Genomic DNA, 21734 nt, shown 5'->3' with positions numbered 1-21734 from the left:
GAACTGACCTTCAAGTATTCATACAGCTCTTAGCGTTTAAATCGTCCATGCTCTAAAAAGTATCGAGTCTGCTCGGCGACCTCTGGATTTACTAGCATGCCAGTATGTGAGACTGGCATGATGATATGATCAGCTGCAGACTCTATTTTCGTCTCCTCTATATATACTGTCCCGTCATGTGCAAGCTGCTCTTTAAGGGGTGGCTTATCAGATTTGCGCAGTTTGCGATTGTGATACTGCAAAAACAGCTGACCTAGACCATAAGGTCGGTTGCCAGCGATGACGCCTAGCGTCACATGTTTGGGCAATGGTGCGACTGTACCGTCGAGTGCGTCGACATACGAGCGACCTACGACAACAGGAGTCAATCGCCAGATATAATCTGCACAAACACTACCTATATGCGGTGTTCCTAGAGTCACGCAACGTCCAATTTTCCATTTTGGATACTGAGCGACAAAGTCACGAATGATCAAACCACCTAAACTATGTCCGACCAAATCTATAGGATGATCTGGGTGATGGTTTGTTTCTAGCCAGCTATTTAGGCGAGCGCTATTGGTTTTGATACCATCACGCATACTACGGTAGCCATACTGATGGGTATCAAATCCTGCTGCTTGCAGGCGCTTGGCTAATGGTCGCATGATCCATGGGGTTTGGTGTAGCCCGTGAATTAGAATGACGCGAGTTTTTTGTTTAGGCGCTTTATGTTGCATAGCAGTGTCCAATGGTTGCTTCAGAAATTTAAGATAAATAGCTTATTATCAATATAAGCTTTTATTACATTGAGTTCTTATCGTTTATTTTATTGATAATATTACCTGCTAACGTAATAGATAAAAAGTCAGACAAATAAAAACCTCCAAGTCAGCTGCTGACTTGGAGGTTTTTTACTACAGAGAATAACTATCCGAAATAATAATTACATATAGTTTTCGATACTTGGGCAAGAGCACATTAAGTTCTTGTCACCATAAGCATCATCGACACGAGCGACACTTGGCCAGAACTTGTTTGCACGGATGTACGGCAGTGGGAATGCAGCCGTCTCACGGCTGTAAGGATGCGTCCACTCTTCGCTAGTAATCATAGCAGCCGTATGCGGTGCATTGACTAATGGGTTGTCTTCTAGCGTCCAGTTATCTTCACCAGCTTTTGCTTTCATGGCTTCAGCTTTGATAGATTTTAGCGCACTGATAAAGCGATCCAACTCTTCTTTTGATTCAGACTCTGTTGGCTCAATCATAAGCGTGCCAGCGACTGGGAAGCTCATCGTTGGCGAATGGAAACCATAGTCCATCAAGCGCTTAGCGATATCGCTTTCTGTGATGCCAGTCTCTTCTTTTAACGGACGAATATCGATGATGCATTCGTGAGCCACGCGGCCATTTTTGCCTGCATACAAGACAGGGTAGTGACCTTTTAATTCGGCTGCTACGTAGTTGGCGTTCAGTAATGCTAGCTCCGTTGCTTTTAATAGACCATCACGGCCCATCATAGCAATGTACATCCATGAGATAGGTAAGATGCTCGCTGAACCATAAGGTGCTGCTGATACTGCTGAGCAGTCCTTTTGTGCATTGTGTACAGGGCTCAAGGTATGATTGGCCATAAACGTTGCCAAATGCGCTTTCATACCGATAGGACCCATGCCTGGACCGCCGCCACCATGCGGAATACAGAAGGTTTTGTGCAGGTTCATATGTAGTACATCAGCACCAACGTCTGCAGGCTGCATCATGCCTACCTGAGCATTCATGTTCGCGCCGTCCATATAGACCTGACCACCATGCTTGTGGGTCAAATCACAGATATGACGGATGCCTTCTTCGAATACACCGTGCGTCGATGGATAAGTGATCATTAGAGCACCTAGGCGGTCGCTATATTCTTCACATTTGGCCGTTAGATCATCGATATCAACGTTGCCATTTTCATCAGTTTTGACCACGACTACTTGCATACCCATCATCATGGCAGTAGCAGGGTTGGTACCGTGCGCCGACATAGGAATCAAGCAAACATCGCGATTGGTTTCGCCCAATGACTCATGATAACGGCGAATCGCTAACAGACCAGCATATTCACCAGAGGCACCAGAGTTTGGCTGCATAGAGACATCATCAAACCCAGTGATAGCTTTTAATTGATCTTGCAAGCTATCGATCATCGCGATATAGCCAGTAACTTGATCACGCGGTGCAAAAGGATGCACGTTGGCAAACTCAGGCCAAGTAATCGGTAGCATCTCACTGGTGGCGTTTAGCTTCATGGTACAGCTACCCAGTGAAATCATGCTGCGGTTCATCGCTAGATCTTTGTCTTCAAGCGACTTTAGGTAGCGTAGCATTTCATGCTCGGTGTGATGCGAGTTGAATACTGGATGAGTCAAGATATCATCCGTACGCAGATGTGCGCTATCTAGAGAGACGCGAGCTGTTTCAGGTAGGTCGTGTGACTTGTCGACGAATAGCTGAGTCAACGTGTTGAAATCTTGCTGATCGCTGGTTTCACTAAAGGCAACGCTTAATTTGGTGTCGCTTAGACGCCATAAGTTATAGCCAACGTTGTCTGCATTTTTAAAAATTTGAGTAGCAAGCTTCTCTGAACCACAATCAACTACAACTGTATCGAAGAATTGATCATGCACTACGCTCAAGCTGCTGTCGTTAGACTCTGTGATAGCATCAGCAAACGCAGTGGCAAAAGCATGAATACGAGTGGCAATACGTTTTACACCGCCTGGACCATGATATACCGCGTACATACCAGCGAGGTTGGCTAGTAATACTTGTGAGGTACAGATGTTTGAGTTGGCTTTTTCGCGGCGGATATGCTGCTCACGCGTTTGTAGAGCCATACGTAATGCAGTATTGCCTTGAGCGTCTTTAGATACGCCAATGATACGACCAGGTGCTGAACGCTTGGCTTTATCAGAGAACGCAAAATAAGCGGCATGTGGACCACCAAAGCCCATTGGAATACCGAAACGCTGAGTACTACCTAGCGCTACGTCGGCACCCATATCGGCTGGTGATTTTAATAACACCAAGCTCATGATGTCACTGACAACGCTGACATAAGTCTTATTTTCTTTTACTGCATTGATGACGTCTGTTAAGTCTTTAACGTCGCCTTCAGCACCAACATACTGGAATAGCGCACCAAAATAGTCGCCAGATTTAGCGGTTTCAAAGTCACCAACAACGACTTCCCAACCGAAGTATTTAGCACGAGTATTAATAACATCTAGCGTCTGTGGATAGACGCGCTCATCGACGAAATACTGTGTTGATTTACTTTTGCTCACACGCTTTGACATCGCCATCGCTTCTGCCGCTGCTGTTGCTTCATCAAGCAATGATGCACCAGCCAGCTCAAGACCAGTCAAATCGATACATACTTGTTGGAAGTTCAGCAGTGCTTCTAGACGACCTTGAGCGATTTCCGCTTGGTAAGGCGTATAAGCGGTATACCAGCCTGGATTTTCGAGGACGTTGCGCTGAATGACGGCAGGCATACGAACCGGAGAGTAGCCTTGACCGATATAGCTCTTATTGACGGTGATGTCATCTGCCATCGTGCGTAGTTTGGCAAGTGCCGCGTGCTCACTCATCGCTACTGGCAAATCCAACTCTTTGTGCAAACGTACTGGCTCAGGCACAGTGTCATTGATAAAGCTTTGCATATCTTTATAACCAACAGCGCTGAGTAAGTCAGCTTGCTTGGTCTCATTTGAACCTAAGTGGCGATAGACAAATTCAGCTTCGTTGAACAATCCTTGAAAGGTATCAAACGATGGGTTTTGAGAGATAGTCATGACAATCCTTGGTTAAGGGAGTAATAAACAAAATAGCAATTAAGGGAATAATGTGAGCGGTACGTTATACGTAATGCACAAACTGTTTTTGATCAAAGCGGAACTGGGTGTTGTAAACGCCACTGTCAGCGCGCTCGCCTGCGCCAAGCATCATAACGATATGATGGTCGTCGCTAAGATTGAGCAACGCTTTCATGGCAGGCTCATCAAAGCCGCCCATAGGACAGCTATCAAAACCATGAGCGCGTAATGCTAGCATCAGGTTTTCGGCGGCAAGCGCGGTGTTATTGGTTGCCCAGTTTTTGGTGTCTTCAAAGGTATAATAAGGCGATTTGATTGGGCCTTTTACGCGTCTGACCACTTGCGTTGCGCCCCATTTTGCAGCCGAAACCACGTTGGCTGGGCCGCGCAAAAAGTCCATAGTGACGACTTTGTTATAGTAGTCTTTCACTTTTTTAGGGACTGGCTGATCAGGATATTCGCGTAATACTTGCTGAGCATGATCTTGCCAAACGTCAGTACGAGCAACGATGGCAATCAAACGAGCCGATGTTTTCGCTGCGTTTTGGTTCATACAGTTTTTGATGGCGCGTTTGCGATTGTCAGCATCATCGATAACATAAAACTCCCACGGCTGTAAGTTGCTAGAGTTTGGTGCTAGCATGGCCAAACGCAGACAGTCTGCCAGTACGTCGTCAGGGATGGGCGTGTCAGTAAAACGGCGCACGGAACGGCGTGATTCTACGATATCGCGAAAGGCTTGTAGCTGCGGTGTATGGTTTGGTGTGGCGATGGGGTCTTTATTATCGGTGTTGGCGTTCATATTGGGATCCATGCTGAGAATTGGGTTATCAGTTTGCGTCATTATTGATAGCACGTATTCATTGGGATTCGAATAGGCGGCCAATACGAGTCAATGAGATAACGCTTGGGAGCAATAACATCGGACGATAATGATTTGTGGTGGTCTATATACAAAGCTGCTTTCAAATAGTAAGCATGGGTAATGAGCCAACGCTATTAATCAGAAAGGTTTTTCAAACAGTTTAAATTGAGAGTATAGATACCAGCTGTTGCCAGTATCTATGTTTAGTCGGGGCTAGTGCTTTGTACGAGCTAAAGTCTTACAAGTGCTAATGTCTTGTGAGAGCATGCTTAGCTTGCGTGCTTAGCTTGCGTGCTTAGCTTATAAGTCGCTTTCGTACTCGTCAGCAGTCATTAGTGCTTCGTAGTCAGCGATGTTGTCAGGCTTCATTCTGAAGAACCAACCTTCGCCGTATGGGTCAGAGTTGATGATTTCAGGATCATCTTCTAGTGCTTCATTGATAGCGATCACTTCACCTGAAATAGGCGCATAAACGTCAGAAGCCGCTTTTACTGATTCAACAACTGAGATTTCGTCATCAACAGCGATGATATCGCCCACATCTGGTAGCTCAACGAATACCACATCACCCAATAGATCTTGAGCATGGTCAGTGATACCAACAGTGATCGTACCGTCGTCTTCTAGGCGTAGCCACTCGTGACTAGCAATATATTTTAGCTCTGCTGGGATGTTGCTCATGGTCTCTCTCCTAAGTGATAGAGGTTAATTAACAAAAATAATGGAGGCTAGGCGTGTTGCCATTTTTATAATTGCGCGCAAAATGACAACGCGCTCTAATGATAGAATTTATAAGACCTAAGAGTCAAACTGTTGCTTGCCGTTACGGACAAAAGGTAGCTTTAGTACGCGTACATCGACGAATTTACCTTTGCCGCGTAGATCGACTTGTACGCTGTCATCTTCTGATAAGCTGGTAGGTACACGAGCAATCGCGATTGAATTTTTTAGGCTAGGGGAGAATGTACCGCTGGTGATAATGCCAGTTTGCTCGTTATCAGTGCCTTGATTGATAGTCACTGTCATGCCTTCACGCAATACGCCGCGCGTGGTCAATAGCAAGCCCACTTGCTTCATAGCGGTGTTGTCTTCTTTTGACTGCTTACGTTTGCTGACCAATGCTTCACGACCGACAAAGGCGCGGTCGTCTTTGAGCGCTAGCGTCCAGCCCATGTTGCACTCGTAAGGGCTGATGGTCTCGTCCATGTCATGGCCATAAAGGTTCATGCCTGCTTCCATACGCAAGGTATCACGTGCGCCAAGACCGGCAGGTTTGATGCCATTTGCTTTTAGCTGCTCAAAGAAAGCAGGGGCATCATCGGCATGCATAATGACTTCGACGCCATCTTCACCAGTATAGCCGGTACGAGCTACAAACCAATCGGTGCCTTCGATATCGGTCAAATCAGCACCAACGAAAGGTTTTAGTGCTGCTAAAGTATCTGTCCAACTTGGTTTGGCTTGAGCCAGTTTTGCAATAGCATTTGGACCTTGCACGGCAAGCATAGCAAGCTCAGGACGCTCGGTAATCTCAATATTGAAACCTTCGGCGACTTTATTAAACTGTGCTAAGTCTTTGTCACGAGTGGCCGCGTTAGAGACGATACGGTACTCAGTTTCCTCTGCATTCATGAGATAGACGATCAAATCATCGATGACGCCGCCTTGCTCATTGAGCATACCAGAGTACAGCGCTTTACCAGCGGTAGTGAGTTTGTTGACATCGTTTGCGAGCAGCTTTTGTAGCCATGCTTTAGTATCAGCGCCTTTGATATCAGTCACAACCATATGTGAGACATCAAACATACCTGCATCTGTGCGTACTGCTTCGTGCTCTTCGATTTGTGAACCATAATGAATTGGCAATTCCCAACCAGAGAAATCGACCAGTTTGCCCTCACTATCAATATGAGACTGGTAAAAAGGGGTGCGCTGAGGAGCTTGGCTTTGATCGTTTTGAGAAGTGATGTCTTGAGAATGGGTATCAGTCATAACAAATCCTTATGTGTACATCAGTCGTACTCGGTAGAGTAAGGAGTGATGCGCAACGTAAAAGTAGCGAGAAGCAATATTGCAAGGCGCAAATATCACATCAAAGGGTGACACAGAAAGCAAAGATGAAGACGTAAGCCAAACAGACGCTATACGTCAGTTTGAGCTAAAGCCCTATCTGTCCTGTGACCTGAGATTTTCAACACGAACCATCATTTTTGGGCAGTTGTATGAGCCCTATCGTCGATGATAGCGTATTTTCTCCCCTTCGGTGGGTAAGACGTCGTCCGTTCTTACCACTCTCCAGATTTGTTATGCCTTATGTTTGATAAAAAAGTAGTGCGCTATGAGCGTCATACTACTAAACATTATCAAACAACAGTGACATGCGTTTTTCAGTCCTTTTACCTGAGCGATTGGCAGGGTGGATGCGCCTTCGGTGGTTATCTAGCAATTGCGATAGTTGTATAACCAATAGGGTTCAATACAAAAACGATGCTGATAAACTCTCTCCTGAAAAACGCTTTTATTATGAAAGGTTCAAAGCGCTTTTACAAGTCATCAAAGCCATTAAAATAAATAAATTTGGCAAAAATAATGTTTTGATAGGGCAGTCTATGAAATAGGTTATGTTTTACAACGATATTTTTATCGCTCATATCAGCGTTTTATCTGTGTGTTTTGACAAAAATTACCATAGCAAAACGCAAAGCGACTACTGGTATTTGCCTGAAATATGCTAACCTACGCCCATAGTTTCTGATAGGTGGTTTTTATGCATTGCGATATTTATAAATTTCCAAAACATGACGACATGTATATCTACATTGCGCGTCCTGATTATCCTGACGATACTGATGAGATCAAAGACTGGCTTGGCGTATTACCAAAAGATTTCCGTGCAGGTTTAGGCCGTAGTAAGTTCGTCATGCATTTGGACTTATCAACTAAAGATAAGCTCGCTCGTGTCGATAAAGGAGAAGTATTGGCAAAATTACAGTCTCAAGGTTACTTTGTGCAGTTGCCGCCGCAAGACGTGATGCGCCGCCAAGCAGAGCTGCGTGCTCGTGAATCGCAGGACAGCATCTACAATTAATAGATTTGTCAGCAAGTAATTGTGGTAGGACATATCAATGCGCTACCTTGAAAATAGCGTCGATAAAAACTACGACACACTTGCTCACATGCATTTGAGTAGAGAGTCGTGATAAACTGACACCCTACGCAATGTACATATAAGCTTACATAATGCATAAGTTCATTATGTAGTCGGCCTCATTCTGGTTCTACAGAACGCACATATACCGCTAGACACAGATTGTGTCACCGGCGATAAACGCAGGTAAATAAACACGCATGGACTGGTTAAAAAATATCTTACATAGCTTACCGCTAGAGTCTATCAGTGACATTCTCGGTGAGATTGCCATTTGGTGGGGCCAAATGGTAAAGGATGTCCCGCCCGCTGATTTGCCGATGTATGCTTATCTGGGCGGTGCTGTTTTGGTACTGGTGCTATGGATACTCGTTGCTCGTGTACTGCCAAAACCATTGGGCGGTATGAGCTGGATGGTTCTGTTTGCGGTATTACTAGCACCAGGTACAGCGCTTGGTGATCCGAGCGAGCTTGCACCAGCCAGTATTAGCGTCGTCTATGCTGTGATGATGAAAGATTACGCAGGCGCGGTTGCCAATATGTTGCCGATATTGGTGATACTGGTCGCAGGGTTGTTTGTTGGTTTTGTATGGCAGTTGATACGCAGCGCATTTGCATCAAGCTTGGATAAAGCCCGTAGCCGCAGCGCAGAAGATACACAGGCCACGTTACAAATGACCACAGGCAGTTATTTGCCAGAAGGCACTACCGTAACCGGACAGCCTGACACTAACGTGAGCTTAAAAAAAGACAATGCATTGGCTAAGAAAATGGATAGCGATACGTCTGATAAGTGATAAAAATAGGCTAGGCATTAAGATAGTACTATTTTTTTAGAATTTATTTGATACCCGAATAAAAAGACACCGCTGCGTGTCTTTTTTTATGCTCGACTGTTTATTAGACATATAAATAATTGCTCACTATACATTGCACATAACAATTGTTAATAAATGCGAACGCATGAGTATTTTGGCAATGTATCAGGCTGTGCTAATCTAATTTATTCTTTACTAATTTATCCTTTATTAGTCATTTATGTTTTAGACCTATCCATTTATAACAACTTATCTATAACAACAATCGAGATCTGATTATGACCACAGCTGACAATACTAAGAAAAACTTTACTGGTACCAGTAGTTATATTGCTACCGATGATTTGCAACTGGCCGTAAATGCCGCTATGACATTACAAAAGCCATTGCTGATCAAAGGTGAGCCTGGCACAGGTAAGACATTGCTTGCCGAAGAAGTCGCTGAAAGCTTGGGTATGCCACTGATTACTTGGCACGTCAAATCGACGACTAAGGCTGAGCAAGGACTGTATGAGTATGATGCGGTATCACGCCTGCGGGATTCGCAGTTGGGTGATGATAAGGTCTATGACATTGCCAACTATATCAAGCCGGGCAAGCTGTGGGACGCTTTTACCAGTACAGAGCGTAGTGTACTACTGATTGATGAGATTGATAAAGCCGATATCGAGTTCCCAAATGACTTGCTACATGAGCTTGATAAGATGTCTTTTTATGTTTATGAGACGGGTGAAACTATTACAGCGGCGCAGCGTCCAGTGGTTATTATTACCTCAAACAATGAAAAAGAGCTACCAGATGCATTTTTGCGTCGTTGTTTCTTCCACTATATTGATTTCCCAGAAGAAGAAACCATGCGCCAAATCATCGAAGTGCATTTTCCAGACATTCAAGAAAAACTGGTCAATGATGCATTGGATATCTTCTATAAACTGCGCGGTATTCAAGGTCTTAAAAAGCCGCCATCAACGTCTGAGTTGGTCGATTGGTTAACTTTGTTACTTGCTGATGATATGGCTCAAGACGAGCTAGAAGAAAATCTGCGCGGCGAAAAGTCTATCCCGCCTCTATATGGCGCATTGCTCAAAAATGAAGCAGATGTGAGTTTATTACAGCGTTTTGCCAATATGATGCGTCGTTAATGTTTGCAGCTTGCGTTGACTTTAACCTTTTATGTCCGATATCGGATGTCTATTATGAAGGTCAATGCAAACGCTCAATCTGTAACTGTACCAATTAATGATATCAGCAATATCACCAGATAATAATATCAGCCAATAAGTGATACGACTCTTATGTTTATCAAACTATTCTATACCTTGCGTACTTATGGCGTGCCAGTCAGTACGCGCGAGCTGCTCGATCTCAATGCCGCGTTAGATAAAGGGCTGATGATGCAGTCGCATCCTGAAGATCCAGCACTGACTACTTTTGCTAGCCGCGAAGATATGTACCGGTTGATCCGACTGTGCATGGTCAAAGACGAGCGCCATTTTGATAAGTTCGATCGGGCCATGGCGGATTATTTTGAAGGTGTCGATAGTCTCGATATGGATGAGCTATTGGCCAAGCTGACGGACGTGCCTAAAGAGTGGTTGGATTTAAAACTTGATCCAAAAAATCTAACCGAAGAGCAACGTCGATTACTCAAAAAATATGGTTCGCTAGAGGAGTTGATGAAGGCCTTAGAAGAGCGGTTAAAAGAGCAAAAAGAACGTCATCAAGGTGGTAGCAAATGGGTTGGCACAGGTGGTACTTCACCATTTGGTGCCTATGGCGATCATCCAGAAGGCGTTCGGGTTGGTGGCGAGTCACGTAAGCGCAGCGCCGCCAAAGTTTGGGAGCAGCGTAAATATCGCAATCTAGACGACGATAGTCAGTTGGGTACTCGTCAAATTCAAATGGCGCTACGCAATCTGCGTCAGTTTGCGCGGACTGGCAGTGCTGACGAGCTAGATATTCATGAGACTATTAAACGCACGGCAAAAAAAGGGGTGCTCGATATACATATGCAAGCCGAGCGCCGTAACCGAGTCAAAGTGCTGATGCTGTTTGATGTGGGCGGCAGTATGGACATCCATGTCGAAGCGCTCGAAAAACTGTTTTCTGCGGCAAAAAATGAATTCAAAACCTTAGAGTTCTTTTATTTTCATAACTGCTTGTATGACTATGTGTGGAAGGACAACAATCGTCGCCATAGTGCACCGATGCCAACGTTTGAGCTACTCAATAAATATGGCCGAGAGTATCGTGTTATCTTCGTCGGTGATGCATCGATGTCACCTTATGAGCTGATGACAGTAGGCGGCAGCGTAGAGTATATGAATAATGAAGCGGGCATCGTATGGTTGAAGCGAGTACTTGAGCATTTTGATAAAGTAACTTGGCTCAATCCTGAAAACCCGTCATATTGGCAATATACGCAAACCATCGTTGAAATTAAAAAGCTGTTCGAAAATAAAATGTATCCGATGACGCTACATGGTGTTGAAGAAATGACTCAATATATGGCACGGTAATTTTGATATTCAACCTGATTGATAAAGCCTGTTAACACAGCTTGAATCCTTATAAAAACAGCCGTTATGACAACATAGCGGCTATTTTTTTGTTGATGCAAATGAACTCTGTATTGATTGTATATTGGTATGCCTAGTAAAGTGTGATAACATTCATTTTAAATGAATGTTATCAATATTCTGAATTGATTTGCTAAAAATTTTGATGACACTGTAAAAAGGTCCGCTCATTATTGCCAGTTTAGACGGATTATTTTTAACATCTCAATTTATCAATGCAGTTAATGACTAAGAGAAACAACATGGCCTCACCAAAAACGTTAGAAATCGTCACCGCAACTGTTCCTGTACTCGAAGAGCATGGCGTTGCGATTACCACTGTGTTTTATAAAAATATGTTTAATGAGCATCCTGAGCTGTTAGATATTTTTAATGAAACCAATCAAAAATTGGGAAGACAGCAGACGGCGCTAGCAACGACAGTATTGGCCGCTGCCAAGCACTTGGACAAACTGGCTACGCTATTGCCACAAGTGACCCAGATTAGCCATAAGCATAGAGCGTTACAGATATTACCTGAGCATTATCCTATCGTCGGCAAACATCTAATTGGGGCGATAAAAGAAGTGCTAGGAGAGGCAGCCACTGACGACATCATTACCGCTTGGACAGAAGCTTATGATGAGATCGCCTCAGTATTTATTCAGATTGAACATGGTATGTATGAAGAAGCAATGTGGCAGGGGTTTGCACTGTTTAAGGTCACTAAAAAAGAAGCGGTCGCTACAGATATCGCAGCCTTTACCGTGGTACCAGTTAATCAGAGTGAGAACAATGCAGACAATGACTCAGTAAACAGTCAAAATATTGACCTGAGTAAATTGACCTTAACCGCTGGTCAATATATTACGGTGAAAACAGACCCAAAGGACAGTGAACATATAGCCCTGCGTCATTATTCTCTATACTCTGCCAGTACCGATGCAGGCATTCAGTTTGCGGTTCGACGTGATAACCGCAATGAGCATCATGGGTTGGTTTCTAACTATATGCATGATCAACTAGAAGTCGGTGATACGGTTTTATTATCAGCTCCAGCTGGTGACTTTGCGCTCAATCAAGATTTGGTACAGCAAAATGATACTCCGTTAGTATTGATAAGTGCAGGAGTCGGGGTTACGCCTGTACTGGCTATGCTAGAGGCGCAAGTATTAGCCAATCCTAAACGACCTATTATTTGGGTTTATGCATGTCAAAATATCGCTCATCATGCTTTTTCTGATCAAGTTAGTAAGTTACTCGAACAGGCTGAGAGTGTAGAAAAGCATATTTTTCACTTTGAGTCTGGGCAGATATTGGATGCCGCGTGGCTTGCTACCTTGCCTAAGCCTGCCGATATCTATGTGTGCGGCTCGATGCCATTTATGGAAAGCATGATCGATGGGTTAGTAGCATTAGATCATGGTGTCGATAGTGTTCACTACGAACCGTTTGGCCCTAAGATGAGCTTGGGTGGTTAGTTTTTAACATATAGTCGGTGAACTACTAAACCGCTACGTCGTTACCCTCCTTAGATTTACTAATTGTACAATCTACAGTCGGCTGCCTTGTATCCATTTTAAAGTTATTTGACTATAATATTCAAAATAAACGTTTATAAAAAAGCACTTAGCATGAAATAATCACGCTAAGTGCTTTTTAATCTTAGTTGAAAATAAAGAGTATCAGGGTACATTACTCTTTATTTTCAACCAATCCAATCATCACGCCCATCTCTTTTTTATCCTGCTTGTCGATACTAGGTGCATACAACGCTGAGGCAATACCACCGTCTAAAAACAGCGCGTTTGAACAACCCAGCTCATCCTTAAATAATTCTGCAAACTGATAAAAAGTCACAGGCTCATCGCTATTAACGAGCTGTATACTGCCGTCACGGCAAACACCTGCACCATTACGCAGTTTGATTGAGCTGCTATCAGGGTTGAACTGTGGGTGTATCTCGTTATTGATGACCAGCATAGGACCCGATTGCGTCGCATACCAAGGCTGCACATCACCGTTATTTAGCTGATCATTTAACGCATTACTTTCGGTGATTTGCACGTTGCCAGCTTTGTCCCACCACATAACCCCATTAGGTAATAGATGAAAATTACCACCACCTTCTCTTACATTTAGCGATTTGAGTTCTTTGCCTTCGATGACGGTATAGCCAATCGGCGCATAGTTTTCATTGTACATGCCTGCATTCATCGCAAAGTTAAGGGTCTCATTGTTCGGTAATGTAGCCAATAACGCATCAAAGGTTAGCAGAGGCTCATTGTTATCAGAGGATTGCCAAAACAGTTGTAATGAATAACGCTCGCTCGCTAACGCGGTAGCATCCACTCGGCAAACGCTATAAGTAAAAGGCGTGTCTTCAGTCTGACATGACCAACTATCGGTATCGCTACTAGCCGCATTGGTATTTGTCTGCTGGCAAGCGCTCAGACCTAGCGCAAGCACTATCGTTGATAGAGATAAGGTAAAAATAGAACTTGGCATCGATCACGTGTCTTTTAATATACTAATTATTTAAGTTTGGTTGCTATCTACTGCTTAATTATACTTTCATTACTATTTTTTTAAGTACAACAATTTAGGCGCTGAATCAATCGCTAGTAGGCGGGAAGTCGCGGATTGTATTATTCACATTACCAATTAATCGTCCACCATCGGTGAGATTGGTCAAATGCTCAGAATTGTATCCAGCGCTGTGTTCTGTTGGCGCGCCAGTTTCTTTGCCCTTATCACGCGAGTCTTTGTTATAAGCAATGAGTGCGTCATTATTGGCTAAGAAGCTATCAGGGTTTGCCATGACCCACATCTGGTTAAATACATCGGCACGGGCACTATGATCGAGCAATGCGCCTTTATCAGTAAAGTAGAAGAATTTGGATAACAGCTTAATCTGCCCATCGTCTAAGCGGCGTGCAATATGATACGGCTGTAATTGGCTAGGATGCTGTAAACCAACCGCACCTACGATACTGGCAAGCGATTTTAGCGTGTTTTTATGGAAACTTGCAACACGCTCAGCTTTACTAGGGACGTCGAGCGCCTTTTGACGATATGGATCTTGGGTAGCTACACCCGTTGGGCAGGTGTTGGTATGACAAGAGCGCGACTGAATGCAGCCAACCGCAAACATAAAACCACGTGCTGAGTTACACCAATCGGCACCTAGCGCAATCATGCGCGCAATATCAAAGCCTGATACGATCTTGCCACTGACGCCAAGCTTAATTTTGTCACGAATACCTGCACCGACTAAAGTATTATGTACGAGCAAAAACCCTTCAACCATTGGCATGCCGACATTGTCCATAAACTCGACAGGCGCTGCACCTGTGCCGCCTTCTGCACCATCAATAACGATAAAATCAGGATAGTTATCCGTCTCTATCATCGCTTTGACAATCGCCATAAACTGCCATGGCTGACCAATACATAGCTTGAAGCCAACTGGCTTGCCACCAGATAACTCACGCAGCTGCTGCCAAAAGGCGACTAACTCGCGCGGGGTGCTAAATGCGGTATGCGAAGAAGGCGAGATACAGTCTTGACCCGTAGGTACTTGACGTGTGTCTGCAATCTCTTGCGTGATTTTGCTAGAGGGAAGGACGCCACCTTTACCAGGCTTGGCACCTTGTGAAAGCTTGATTTCAATCATTTTAACTTGAGGATCGACGGCTTTTTCAGCAAAAGACTGTGGATCAAAGTTACCATCATTATCACGGCAACCAAAGTAGCCTGTACCCAATTCCCAAATCAAATCACCACCGAACTTACGATGATAAGGGCTGATCGCGCCTTCGCCCGTGTCATGAGTAAATCCGCCCAATTTTGCGCCTTGATTGAGTGCCATGATGGCGTTCGCTGAGAGACTGCCAAAGCTCATCGCGGAGATATTGAATACCGACATATCGTGTGGCTGCTGACAACGCTCACCGCCGACCATAATACGAAAGTCTTTGTTTTCTAACGGTGCACTGATGGTAGATTGCAAAAACCATTCTTTACCATGAGTATATAGATTGTCCAACGTACCAAAGGCGTTGGTGTCACTGACGTTCTTAGCACGTTGATAGACTAGCGCACGCTGCTGACGTGAGAACGGTACTTGTTCTTTATCGTCCTCAAGCAAGTACTGGCGAATCTCAGGACGGAAATCTTCCAATACATAGCGAATATGTCCAGCGACAGGGTAGTTGCTCAATATCGCGTGCTTGGACTGAATCAAATCATAAATACCAAGCGCCACAGCCAAACCACCGATTACAATCAGCCACCAACTTACCAATAATAAGCCCGCTAATAGAATTAAAATCGCCGCGCCAAACGTGCTATAGCGAAGTAATAATCCGATAAAATACGGCGAGCTGGTTTTTGGTTCAGGGTTTAGATTGGTACGAGATTCAGGCATAGCGAGGCTCAATAGTAATGATTGATATAAATAAGATGCTTACATTTGTCGCGTACATCATACACGCATGACGTCATTACGTCGGTATCAATGGGTAACAGGGTGATCCAAATCATTTCTGTTGAGAGCGGCATTAGTTCGATTACGGAAATAAGTAATGACAGTATATGCAATAAAGTGATTAAAAATAGCCCATATGTTACTTTAAACAGCGAAACCGTTGAGCAGGGTAGCCATAATATTTTAAGAAAATATCTCAATGAAGACATGCTGACAACTATTGATCCGTTTGATGCAGTGCAATTGGCATATGTGATTGAGGTTTGTATCAACCATAAAAACCAAGCGGCGGCTGGGCGCTATCTGTACGCCAACTCCAGAACTCAGCTGAAAAGCAATAACGACAGCGACCGACTGCGTAAGTATCTGCTAAAGTTTGGGCTGAGGTTTGATGGGTTAAAACGATAATATTAAAAAGGATAAGACATGAACAACACAGGATTTGTGGCAGGGACTTTGATTCTTACAGACAAAGGTTTAGTGCCAATCCAAGATATCAAAGTGGGTGACTTAGTTTTATCAAAGCCTGTACTCTCCAAGCCTGAAGATGGTAGCGGTGACATAGAGTATAAGCCTGTGGTCAAGACCTTTGTGCATGAAGACAAAGAGATGTGGATCGTACGTTTAGAGAAAAATAATACTTCGCCTTATAGATTAAAACCAGGTGATGAAAACTTTGATATTCAAAATTATCTGCTTGCTGATAAAAAAATTCAATCAGCTAGTCGCTTCAGTGATTTTCTAGCGACGCCCAATCACCCTGTTTGGGTGGTCGGAGCCATGGAAAATCCACAGGCGGACATTGAGTTCTATGATCAGCCTCACTTTAAACGTGTGGACGAACTACAACAGTATGAGATTGCTGTGAATGCCGATGGCGTAATGTATACCGTTGAGCGTGTGCAACCTACCTATCAAATCGCTCATGAAGATTTGGAGAGTAATCCAAACTATTTTTGGTATCAAAAGCATTATCATGAAGACTACTACGATGATTACGTACAAGATGCCGAAGCACACATGCTCGACTATAGTAAGGCAGAATATAAAGGTATAGGCTATGTTAAAGATCTTAGTTTTTACCAGCAAAATGGTTACTTGAATAAGGGGGGTTTAAACAAAGAAGGTGGGCTACGAACACTAAATTATTTAAAAGACCATCAAGATAAGCCTATTCCTTATACGACAACCGTCTACAACTTTGAGGTGGCAGACAATCATACTTGTTTTATTGATCAAGCAGGACTATGGGTACATGATGCCAGTTCAAATAACTAATTGCATCAATAATAAAAACAGTAAAAGGAAAGCTAATGAATAACAAAGGATTTGTGGCAGGGACGCTCGTACATACCGATAAAGGTCTAGTGCCGATTCAAGATATCAAAGTAGGTGACTTAATTTTATCAAAGCCTGTACTCTCTAAGTCTGAAGATGGTAGTGGTGATATAGATTACAAACCCGTACTCAGCACCTTTAAATCACCCAATAAGAAAAGTATCTTTAAAGTTGAGTATTTTAATGAGACCGCTGATGCGCGAGGAGAAAAGGGTAGCAATTATATCTTTTGTACCAGCAATCACCCATTCTGGGTAACTCGCCAGCCTGAAGATAAGGAAGGTGAATGGTTGTCGGCGGAGCGTTTACCAGCTAGATATCTAACGTCTGCTCATGGTGATACGATTGCACTTGATGATTACTCGTTTATCCCTGTACGTACTTTACCGAACTACCCTGAAGGCTGTGCTTACATACAAAACATACAAGACAAAGACTTATGGGAAACTGACGGACTGGTTCAATTTGTAAAATTCTCAGATAGTGGCTATCAGTATGTAAGTTTAGCCAATACAGAAGAAGCGTTCAAAGAAGAAATCAAAACTGTCAATCTGCAAACTTCTGATGCTAAGTTGCTCATCAATGAAAAGGCACCCTTTATTATAGACCCTGATCTTTATAAAACATTGAATGTAAGATTACGTCAAGACATAGCGCCTAAGACACATAGTGCAGAAAGGTTTGTAAGAGAGATGCACTCACCTCTAATCTTTGAGGGAAAAATAATCAAAGAAAATAGAATTGGTGATGAAGGTTTATTCAAAAAAGCTTTAGCCAGTATCAAAAAGTATGGCGATTCAATGGGATTAACAGATGAAAGTATTCATAAGCAGATGCGACGCTATAACGATATATGCCCTAACCCTTAGAGGACCACGTCTATAACATAGAAGTGGCGGACCATCATACGTATTTTGTTGGACACGATGCTGTGTGGGTATTAGACGCTAAAGAGCCAGCCAATTAACCAGCTCTTTAATTTATATCAATAGAAAAGTGTCATGACTGGCTAAAAGGCTTATATCTTCACCATATTACTGTTTTAAACCCCGCCACCAATCCGCTCCGCCAACGCCTGCAATTTTGGCACGATCATCGCAGCATACTCATCCGCTTCCCAGTTGGCACTTGGTACACTGGCATTGAGCGAATAAGCATATTGTCCTGTTGCGACATCATATACCCCAACCGCGACTGCCAAAATATCAGTAGAAAACTCCCCATCAGAGACGGTATAGCCATACTTTTCATAATACTTTGCCGCACTGGCTAGGGCAGTTTGCGCATGGTTATAATCTTCAACAGACAAATTCTCTTGTAGATTACTAATGATGACCGCCTTTCTCGCTTGCGTACTTACCGCATAAAAAGCACGTCCAATGGCAGTGCGTGCGACAGGTACGGCGGAGCCAACCTGCAAGTTGACTGATAGGCGAGCAGGACTACGGCAACAGGCGTGATAGCGCATTTCTCCCTCGACTTCGGTTGCCAAATTTACAGATACTTCATTCTCACTAGCAAACTGACGCAGTAAAGGCTCAGCTGCTGCGACCATATCGTGACGACTCCATGCGGTCGCACTTAATCGGACAGCACTACTGCCCAATTGATACTGTCCGTGCTCAGTGACACGTAAAAACCCAAGCGTGGTTAAGGTATGGATAAGGCGAGTAATGGTTGCCTTTGGCAGATCTGTCATCTGACACAATTGCTGATGAGTGAGCCTGTCATCATGTTCAAATGCTGCGAGTAGAGACAGCCCACGACCCAATGCCGTCACAAACTGTCGGTCATTCTCTTCCTTGTTTTGACTCATTGTTGCATGCATGCGTTCGAGTAGCGGAGTAGCTGTTGATAAGGGTTTCGTCATTTTATACTCATCTTTTTTTGATAAAGGTTTACAGCGCAGCGAAAGTTTGGTTAAATGGTTTTAAATTATGAAACTAAGTTTCGCACAGCGGAATAATGAAGTCAATGACTTGTTAGACCAAATGATGTATCAATCACTATTCGTCAGTCAGGATGACTGATACCAAGGAGATCCACATGGCAACATCTACTAGCCCACGCTTTGATTGGGAAGATCCTTTTTTACTACGTGACCAGCTCACTGAAGAAGAGCGCATGGTCACCGACAGCGCGCGTCAGTTTTTTCAAAAAGAGCTGATGCCTGGCATTATTGAGGCCAATCGCAATGAGAATTTTGACCGTAATATCATGCGTCAAATGGGTGAAATGGGTCTGCTTGGTGTCACGATTGAAGGTTATGGCTGTGCTGGCTTATCGAGTGTTGCTTATGGTCTGATTGCCAAGGAAGTAGAAGCCGTTGATTCGGGCTACCGTTCAGCGATGAGCGTACAGTCAAGCTTGGTTATGCATCCTATTTGGGCGTATGGCACAGAAGAGCAAAGAGAGCGTTATTTGCCTAAGCTTGCCACAGGTGAGTATGTAGGCTGCTTCGGTCTGACTGAACCAGACTCAGGATCTGATCCTTCATCGATGTCTACTCGTGCGCGCGCTGTAGATGGCGGTTATGAGTTGACTGGTAATAAAATGTGGATCACCAACAGTCCTATCGCTGACGTATTTGTCGTGTGGGCAAAAGACGATGCTGGCGAGATTCGCGGTTTTGTTTTAGACAAAGGCATGAAAGGATTATCTGCGCCGAAAATCGAAGGTAAGTTCTCATTACGTGCGTCAGTCACTGGTGAGATTGTTATGGACAAAGTATTCGTTCCTGAAGCCAATGCTTTCCCAGATATCCGTGGTCTAAAAGGGCCATTTGGCTGCTTAAACAAAGCCCGTTATGGTATCGCATGGGGTTCGATGGGTGCGGCTGAGTTCTGCTGGAAAGCTGCTCGTCAGTACACGCTCGATCGTAAGCAGTTTGGTCGTCCGCTAGCGGCAACGCAGCTGGTACAGTTGAAGCTGGCTAATATGCAGACTGAAATTACCTTAGGTCTACAAGCAGCGCTACGCGTGGGTCGTCTGATGGATGAAGACAATGCAGCACCTGAAATGATTTCACTTATTAAGCGTAACAATTGCGGCAAGGCGCTTGATATCGCTCGCATCGCTCGTGACATGCATGGCGGTAACGGTATCTCTGATGAGTTCCATATCATCCGTCACGTGATGAACTTGGAAGCCGTCAATACTTACGAGGGTACACATGATATTCATGCGCTTATCCTAGGCCGTGCACAGACAGGCATTCAAGCGTTCTTTTAAGAATTTTTAGCTAATAATTTTTGGTACAACTGTATTTTATGACGTACGTTACTGCTTGGCTTTTTATCAAAAGAGCATTAACAGTAGCGTACGTTTTTCAGTTGTTATTCATGATTCAACGGTTAAATAGCTAAATCATGAATAACAATTTTATGATTAAAAGTCGCAAAATACGCGACAGAGTAAGGGAAGCTCATGACAGATATGATTGATATGGCTAATATGCCAAAGGGCGCATTGCATGGTATTAAAGTGCTTGATTTATCGAGAGTGTTGGCAGGGCCTTCTTGTACCCAAGTGCTTGCTGATCTTGGTGCCGAAGTCATCAAGGTTGAGCGTCCACATATCGGTGATGAGACACGTCATTGGGCACCGCCAGTATTCAGTGACGATACCTCCGCTTATTACGCTACGATTAACCGCAATAAAAAGTCGCTCACGGTAGATATCACTACGCCGACAGGGCAAACCATCATTAAACAGCTAATCGCTGAGAGTGATATTTTGGTTGAGAACTTCAAAGTCGGTGGTCTAAAAAAATACGGCTTGGATTATGACAGCTTAAAACAAGACAATCCGCGGCTGATTTATGCGTCATTGACAGGCTTTGGGCAGACAGGTCCCGATGCCGAACGCCCCGGCTATGATTATATTATCCAAGGATTGTCAGGGCTGATGAGTATCACGGGTCCAAGCGATGGCGAGCCGCACAAAGTTGGCGTGGCAGTCGTCGATTTGTTTGCAGGTTTACAGTTGACGATTGGTATTCAGGCGGCACTATTGGCGCGTCAAAATACGGGTGTTGGTCAACATGTCGATGTGGCATTGCTCGATAGCGCGCTCGCCATGCTGGCCAATGTCGGTATGAATCATTTGGCTTCAGACAAGATTCCACCAAGACTGGGCAATCAGCATCCTAATATTGTGCCGTATCAAGTGTTTGCTGGCGAGGGCGAGCAGCACTTTATTTTAGCCTGTGGTAATGACAGTCAGTTTGCCAAACTGTGTGACGTGCTCGCAGTTGATTGGCATACCGACGAGCGTTTTACGACCAATCCACAACGCGTTGCCAATCGTGAACTGCTGTGCGGTGAGCTGACTAAACAATTTGCCAAGCAACCTCGCACCTATTGGCTAGAGGTTTTAGATCAAGCAGGTATTCCATGCGGCGCCATTCATAATGTGGCTGAAGCCTTGGCCATGCCGCAAGCGCAAGCGAGGAATATGATTGTTAATTTCGCGGAGCAAGGCAGTCCAGTACGTGCACTTGGTAACCCTATCAAGTTATCCGTATCACCAGTCAGCTATCGTACGCCGCCACCCCAGTTGAGTGAGCATACTGCCAGTACGCTTGCTGATTTGGGCTATGACAGTGAGATGATCGCAAAGCTAAAAGCCGATGGGATTGTCTAACAGAATTTTTTGGATTATATTTTCTAGACC

18 protein-coding genes, 1 pseudogene and 2 riboswitches are annotated in these 21734 nt (G+C 44.1%); of the genes and pseudogenes, 11 read left to right on the top strand and 8 right to left on the bottom strand.

Annotated features, from left to right (window positions below; translation table 11 throughout):
- Window positions 1–29 precede the first annotated feature (29 nt).
- The 5 genes from JMX07_RS03940 to gcvT form a co-directional block, all read right to left on the bottom strand.
- Window positions 30–719, bottom strand: a complete 690-nt coding sequence (locus tag JMX07_RS03940) for an esterase/lipase family protein (RefSeq protein ID WP_201606415.1) — start codon at window positions 717–719, stop codon at window positions 30–32.
- Between the two features lie 206 nt (window positions 720–925).
- Window positions 926–3823, bottom strand: a complete 2898-nt coding sequence (gene gcvP / locus JMX07_RS03935) for an aminomethyl-transferring glycine dehydrogenase (protein WP_201606410.1) — start codon at window positions 3821–3823, stop codon at window positions 926–928.
- A 64-nt stretch (window positions 3824–3887) separates the two neighbouring features.
- A complete protein-coding gene (locus JMX07_RS03930; protein ID WP_201606409.1) occupies window positions 3888–4646 on the bottom strand; it encodes a nitroreductase family protein in 759 nt (252 codons plus the stop codon).
- Between the two features lie 363 nt (window positions 4647–5009).
- Window positions 5010–5390 carry a glycine cleavage system protein GcvH gene (gene gcvH / locus JMX07_RS03925; RefSeq protein ID WP_057760766.1) on the bottom strand — a complete coding sequence of 127 codons (381 nt, stop codon included), beginning with the start codon at window positions 5388–5390 and terminating at the stop codon, window positions 5010–5012.
- A 117-nt stretch (window positions 5391–5507) separates the two neighbouring features.
- On the bottom strand, window positions 5508–6701 hold the full coding sequence (gene gcvT / locus JMX07_RS03920; protein ID WP_201606407.1) for a glycine cleavage system aminomethyltransferase GcvT: 1194 nt from the start codon (window positions 6699–6701) through the stop codon (window positions 5508–5510).
- A gap of 168 nt (window positions 6702–6869) precedes the next feature.
- Window positions 6870–7018, bottom strand: a riboswitch (glycine riboswitch).
- A gap of 69 nt (window positions 7019–7087) precedes the next feature.
- Window positions 7088–7227: riboswitch (glycine riboswitch) on the bottom strand.
- Window positions 7228–7476: 249 nt separating this feature from the next.
- Here gcvT and JMX07_RS03915 point away from each other — a divergent pair.
- From JMX07_RS03915 to JMX07_RS03895, 5 genes are all read left to right on the top strand, one after another.
- The gene (locus JMX07_RS03915) at window positions 7477–7797 is read left to right on the top strand and encodes a YcgL domain-containing protein (protein ID WP_101205697.1); all 321 of its coding nucleotides are present in this window, start codon (window positions 7477–7479) and stop codon (window positions 7795–7797) included.
- Between the two features lie 260 nt (window positions 7798–8057).
- Complete coding sequence (locus tag JMX07_RS03910) at window positions 8058–8654, top strand: hypothetical protein (protein ID WP_101205696.1); 597 nt, start codon at window positions 8058–8060, stop codon at window positions 8652–8654.
- 299 nt (window positions 8655–8953) lie between these two features.
- Complete coding sequence (locus JMX07_RS03905; protein ID WP_101205695.1) at window positions 8954–9817, top strand: AAA family ATPase; 864 nt, start codon at window positions 8954–8956, stop codon at window positions 9815–9817.
- Window positions 9818–9970: 153 nt separating this feature from the next.
- Window positions 9971–11194 carry a vWA domain-containing protein gene (locus JMX07_RS03900; RefSeq protein WP_201606405.1) on the top strand — a complete coding sequence of 408 codons (1224 nt, stop codon included), beginning with the start codon at window positions 9971–9973 and terminating at the stop codon, window positions 11192–11194.
- 302 nt (window positions 11195–11496) lie between these two features.
- Window positions 11497–12714 carry a globin domain-containing protein gene (locus tag JMX07_RS03895; protein ID WP_201606402.1) on the top strand — a complete coding sequence of 406 codons (1218 nt, stop codon included), beginning with the start codon at window positions 11497–11499 and terminating at the stop codon, window positions 12712–12714.
- A 214-nt stretch (window positions 12715–12928) separates the two neighbouring features.
- Here JMX07_RS03895 and JMX07_RS03890 read toward each other — a convergent pair whose 3' ends face one another.
- Together JMX07_RS03890 and JMX07_RS03885 are read right to left on the bottom strand one after the other, a co-directional pair.
- The gene (locus JMX07_RS03890; RefSeq protein ID WP_201606400.1) at window positions 12929–13741 is read right to left on the bottom strand and encodes a phosphodiester glycosidase family protein; all 813 of its coding nucleotides are present in this window, start codon (window positions 13739–13741) and stop codon (window positions 12929–12931) included.
- Window positions 13742–13847: 106 nt separating this feature from the next.
- On the bottom strand, window positions 13848–15662 hold the full coding sequence (locus tag JMX07_RS03885; protein ID WP_201606392.1) for an FMN-binding glutamate synthase family protein: 1815 nt from the start codon (window positions 15660–15662) through the stop codon (window positions 13848–13850).
- Window positions 15663–15764: 102 nt separating this feature from the next.
- Here JMX07_RS03885 and JMX07_RS03880 point away from each other — a divergent pair, with 102 nt between their 5' ends.
- The 4 genes and pseudogenes from JMX07_RS03880 to JMX07_RS13735 form a co-directional block, all read left to right on the top strand.
- Window positions 15765–16130 (top strand): hypothetical protein, encoded by a 366-nt coding sequence (locus tag JMX07_RS03880; RefSeq protein ID WP_201606390.1) that lies wholly within the window; start codon window positions 15765–15767, stop codon window positions 16128–16130.
- Window positions 16131–16148: 18 nt separating this feature from the next.
- Window positions 16149–17000 (top strand): hypothetical protein, encoded by an 852-nt coding sequence (locus tag JMX07_RS03875; RefSeq protein WP_201606567.1) that lies wholly within the window; start codon window positions 16149–16151, stop codon window positions 16998–17000.
- 35 nt (window positions 17001–17035) lie between these two features.
- The gene (locus tag JMX07_RS03870; RefSeq protein WP_201606566.1) at window positions 17036–17929 is read left to right on the top strand and encodes a Hint domain-containing protein; all 894 of its coding nucleotides are present in this window, start codon (window positions 17036–17038) and stop codon (window positions 17927–17929) included.
- A gap of 5 nt (window positions 17930–17934) precedes the next feature.
- Window positions 17935–18027, top strand: a pseudogene (locus tag JMX07_RS13735) (hypothetical protein); the annotation flags it as partial.
- 75 nt (window positions 18028–18102) lie between these two features.
- Here the strand turns inward: JMX07_RS13735 and JMX07_RS03860 are convergent.
- Window positions 18103–18930: an IclR family transcriptional regulator gene (locus tag JMX07_RS03860; RefSeq protein WP_201606383.1), complete on the bottom strand. Its 828-nt coding sequence runs from the start codon at window positions 18928–18930 to the stop codon at window positions 18103–18105.
- A 176-nt stretch (window positions 18931–19106) separates the two neighbouring features.
- Here JMX07_RS03860 and JMX07_RS03855 point away from each other — a divergent pair, with 176 nt between their 5' ends.
- Complete coding sequence (locus JMX07_RS03855; protein ID WP_179799224.1) at window positions 19107–20291, top strand: acyl-CoA dehydrogenase; 1185 nt, start codon at window positions 19107–19109, stop codon at window positions 20289–20291.
- A 204-nt stretch (window positions 20292–20495) separates the two neighbouring features.
- A complete protein-coding gene (locus JMX07_RS03850) occupies window positions 20496–21704 on the top strand; it encodes a CaiB/BaiF CoA transferase family protein (RefSeq protein WP_201606541.1) in 1209 nt (402 codons plus the stop codon).
- Window positions 21705–21734: the final 30 nt, after the last annotated feature.

It is taken from the genome of Psychrobacter immobilis (assembly GCF_904846235.1).
Lineage (GTDB): Bacteria > Pseudomonadota > Gammaproteobacteria > Pseudomonadales > Moraxellaceae > Psychrobacter > Psychrobacter immobilis_C.
The sequence above is the reverse complement of the archived record's forward strand: the minus strand, read 5'-3'. Positions and strand labels throughout refer to the sequence as shown.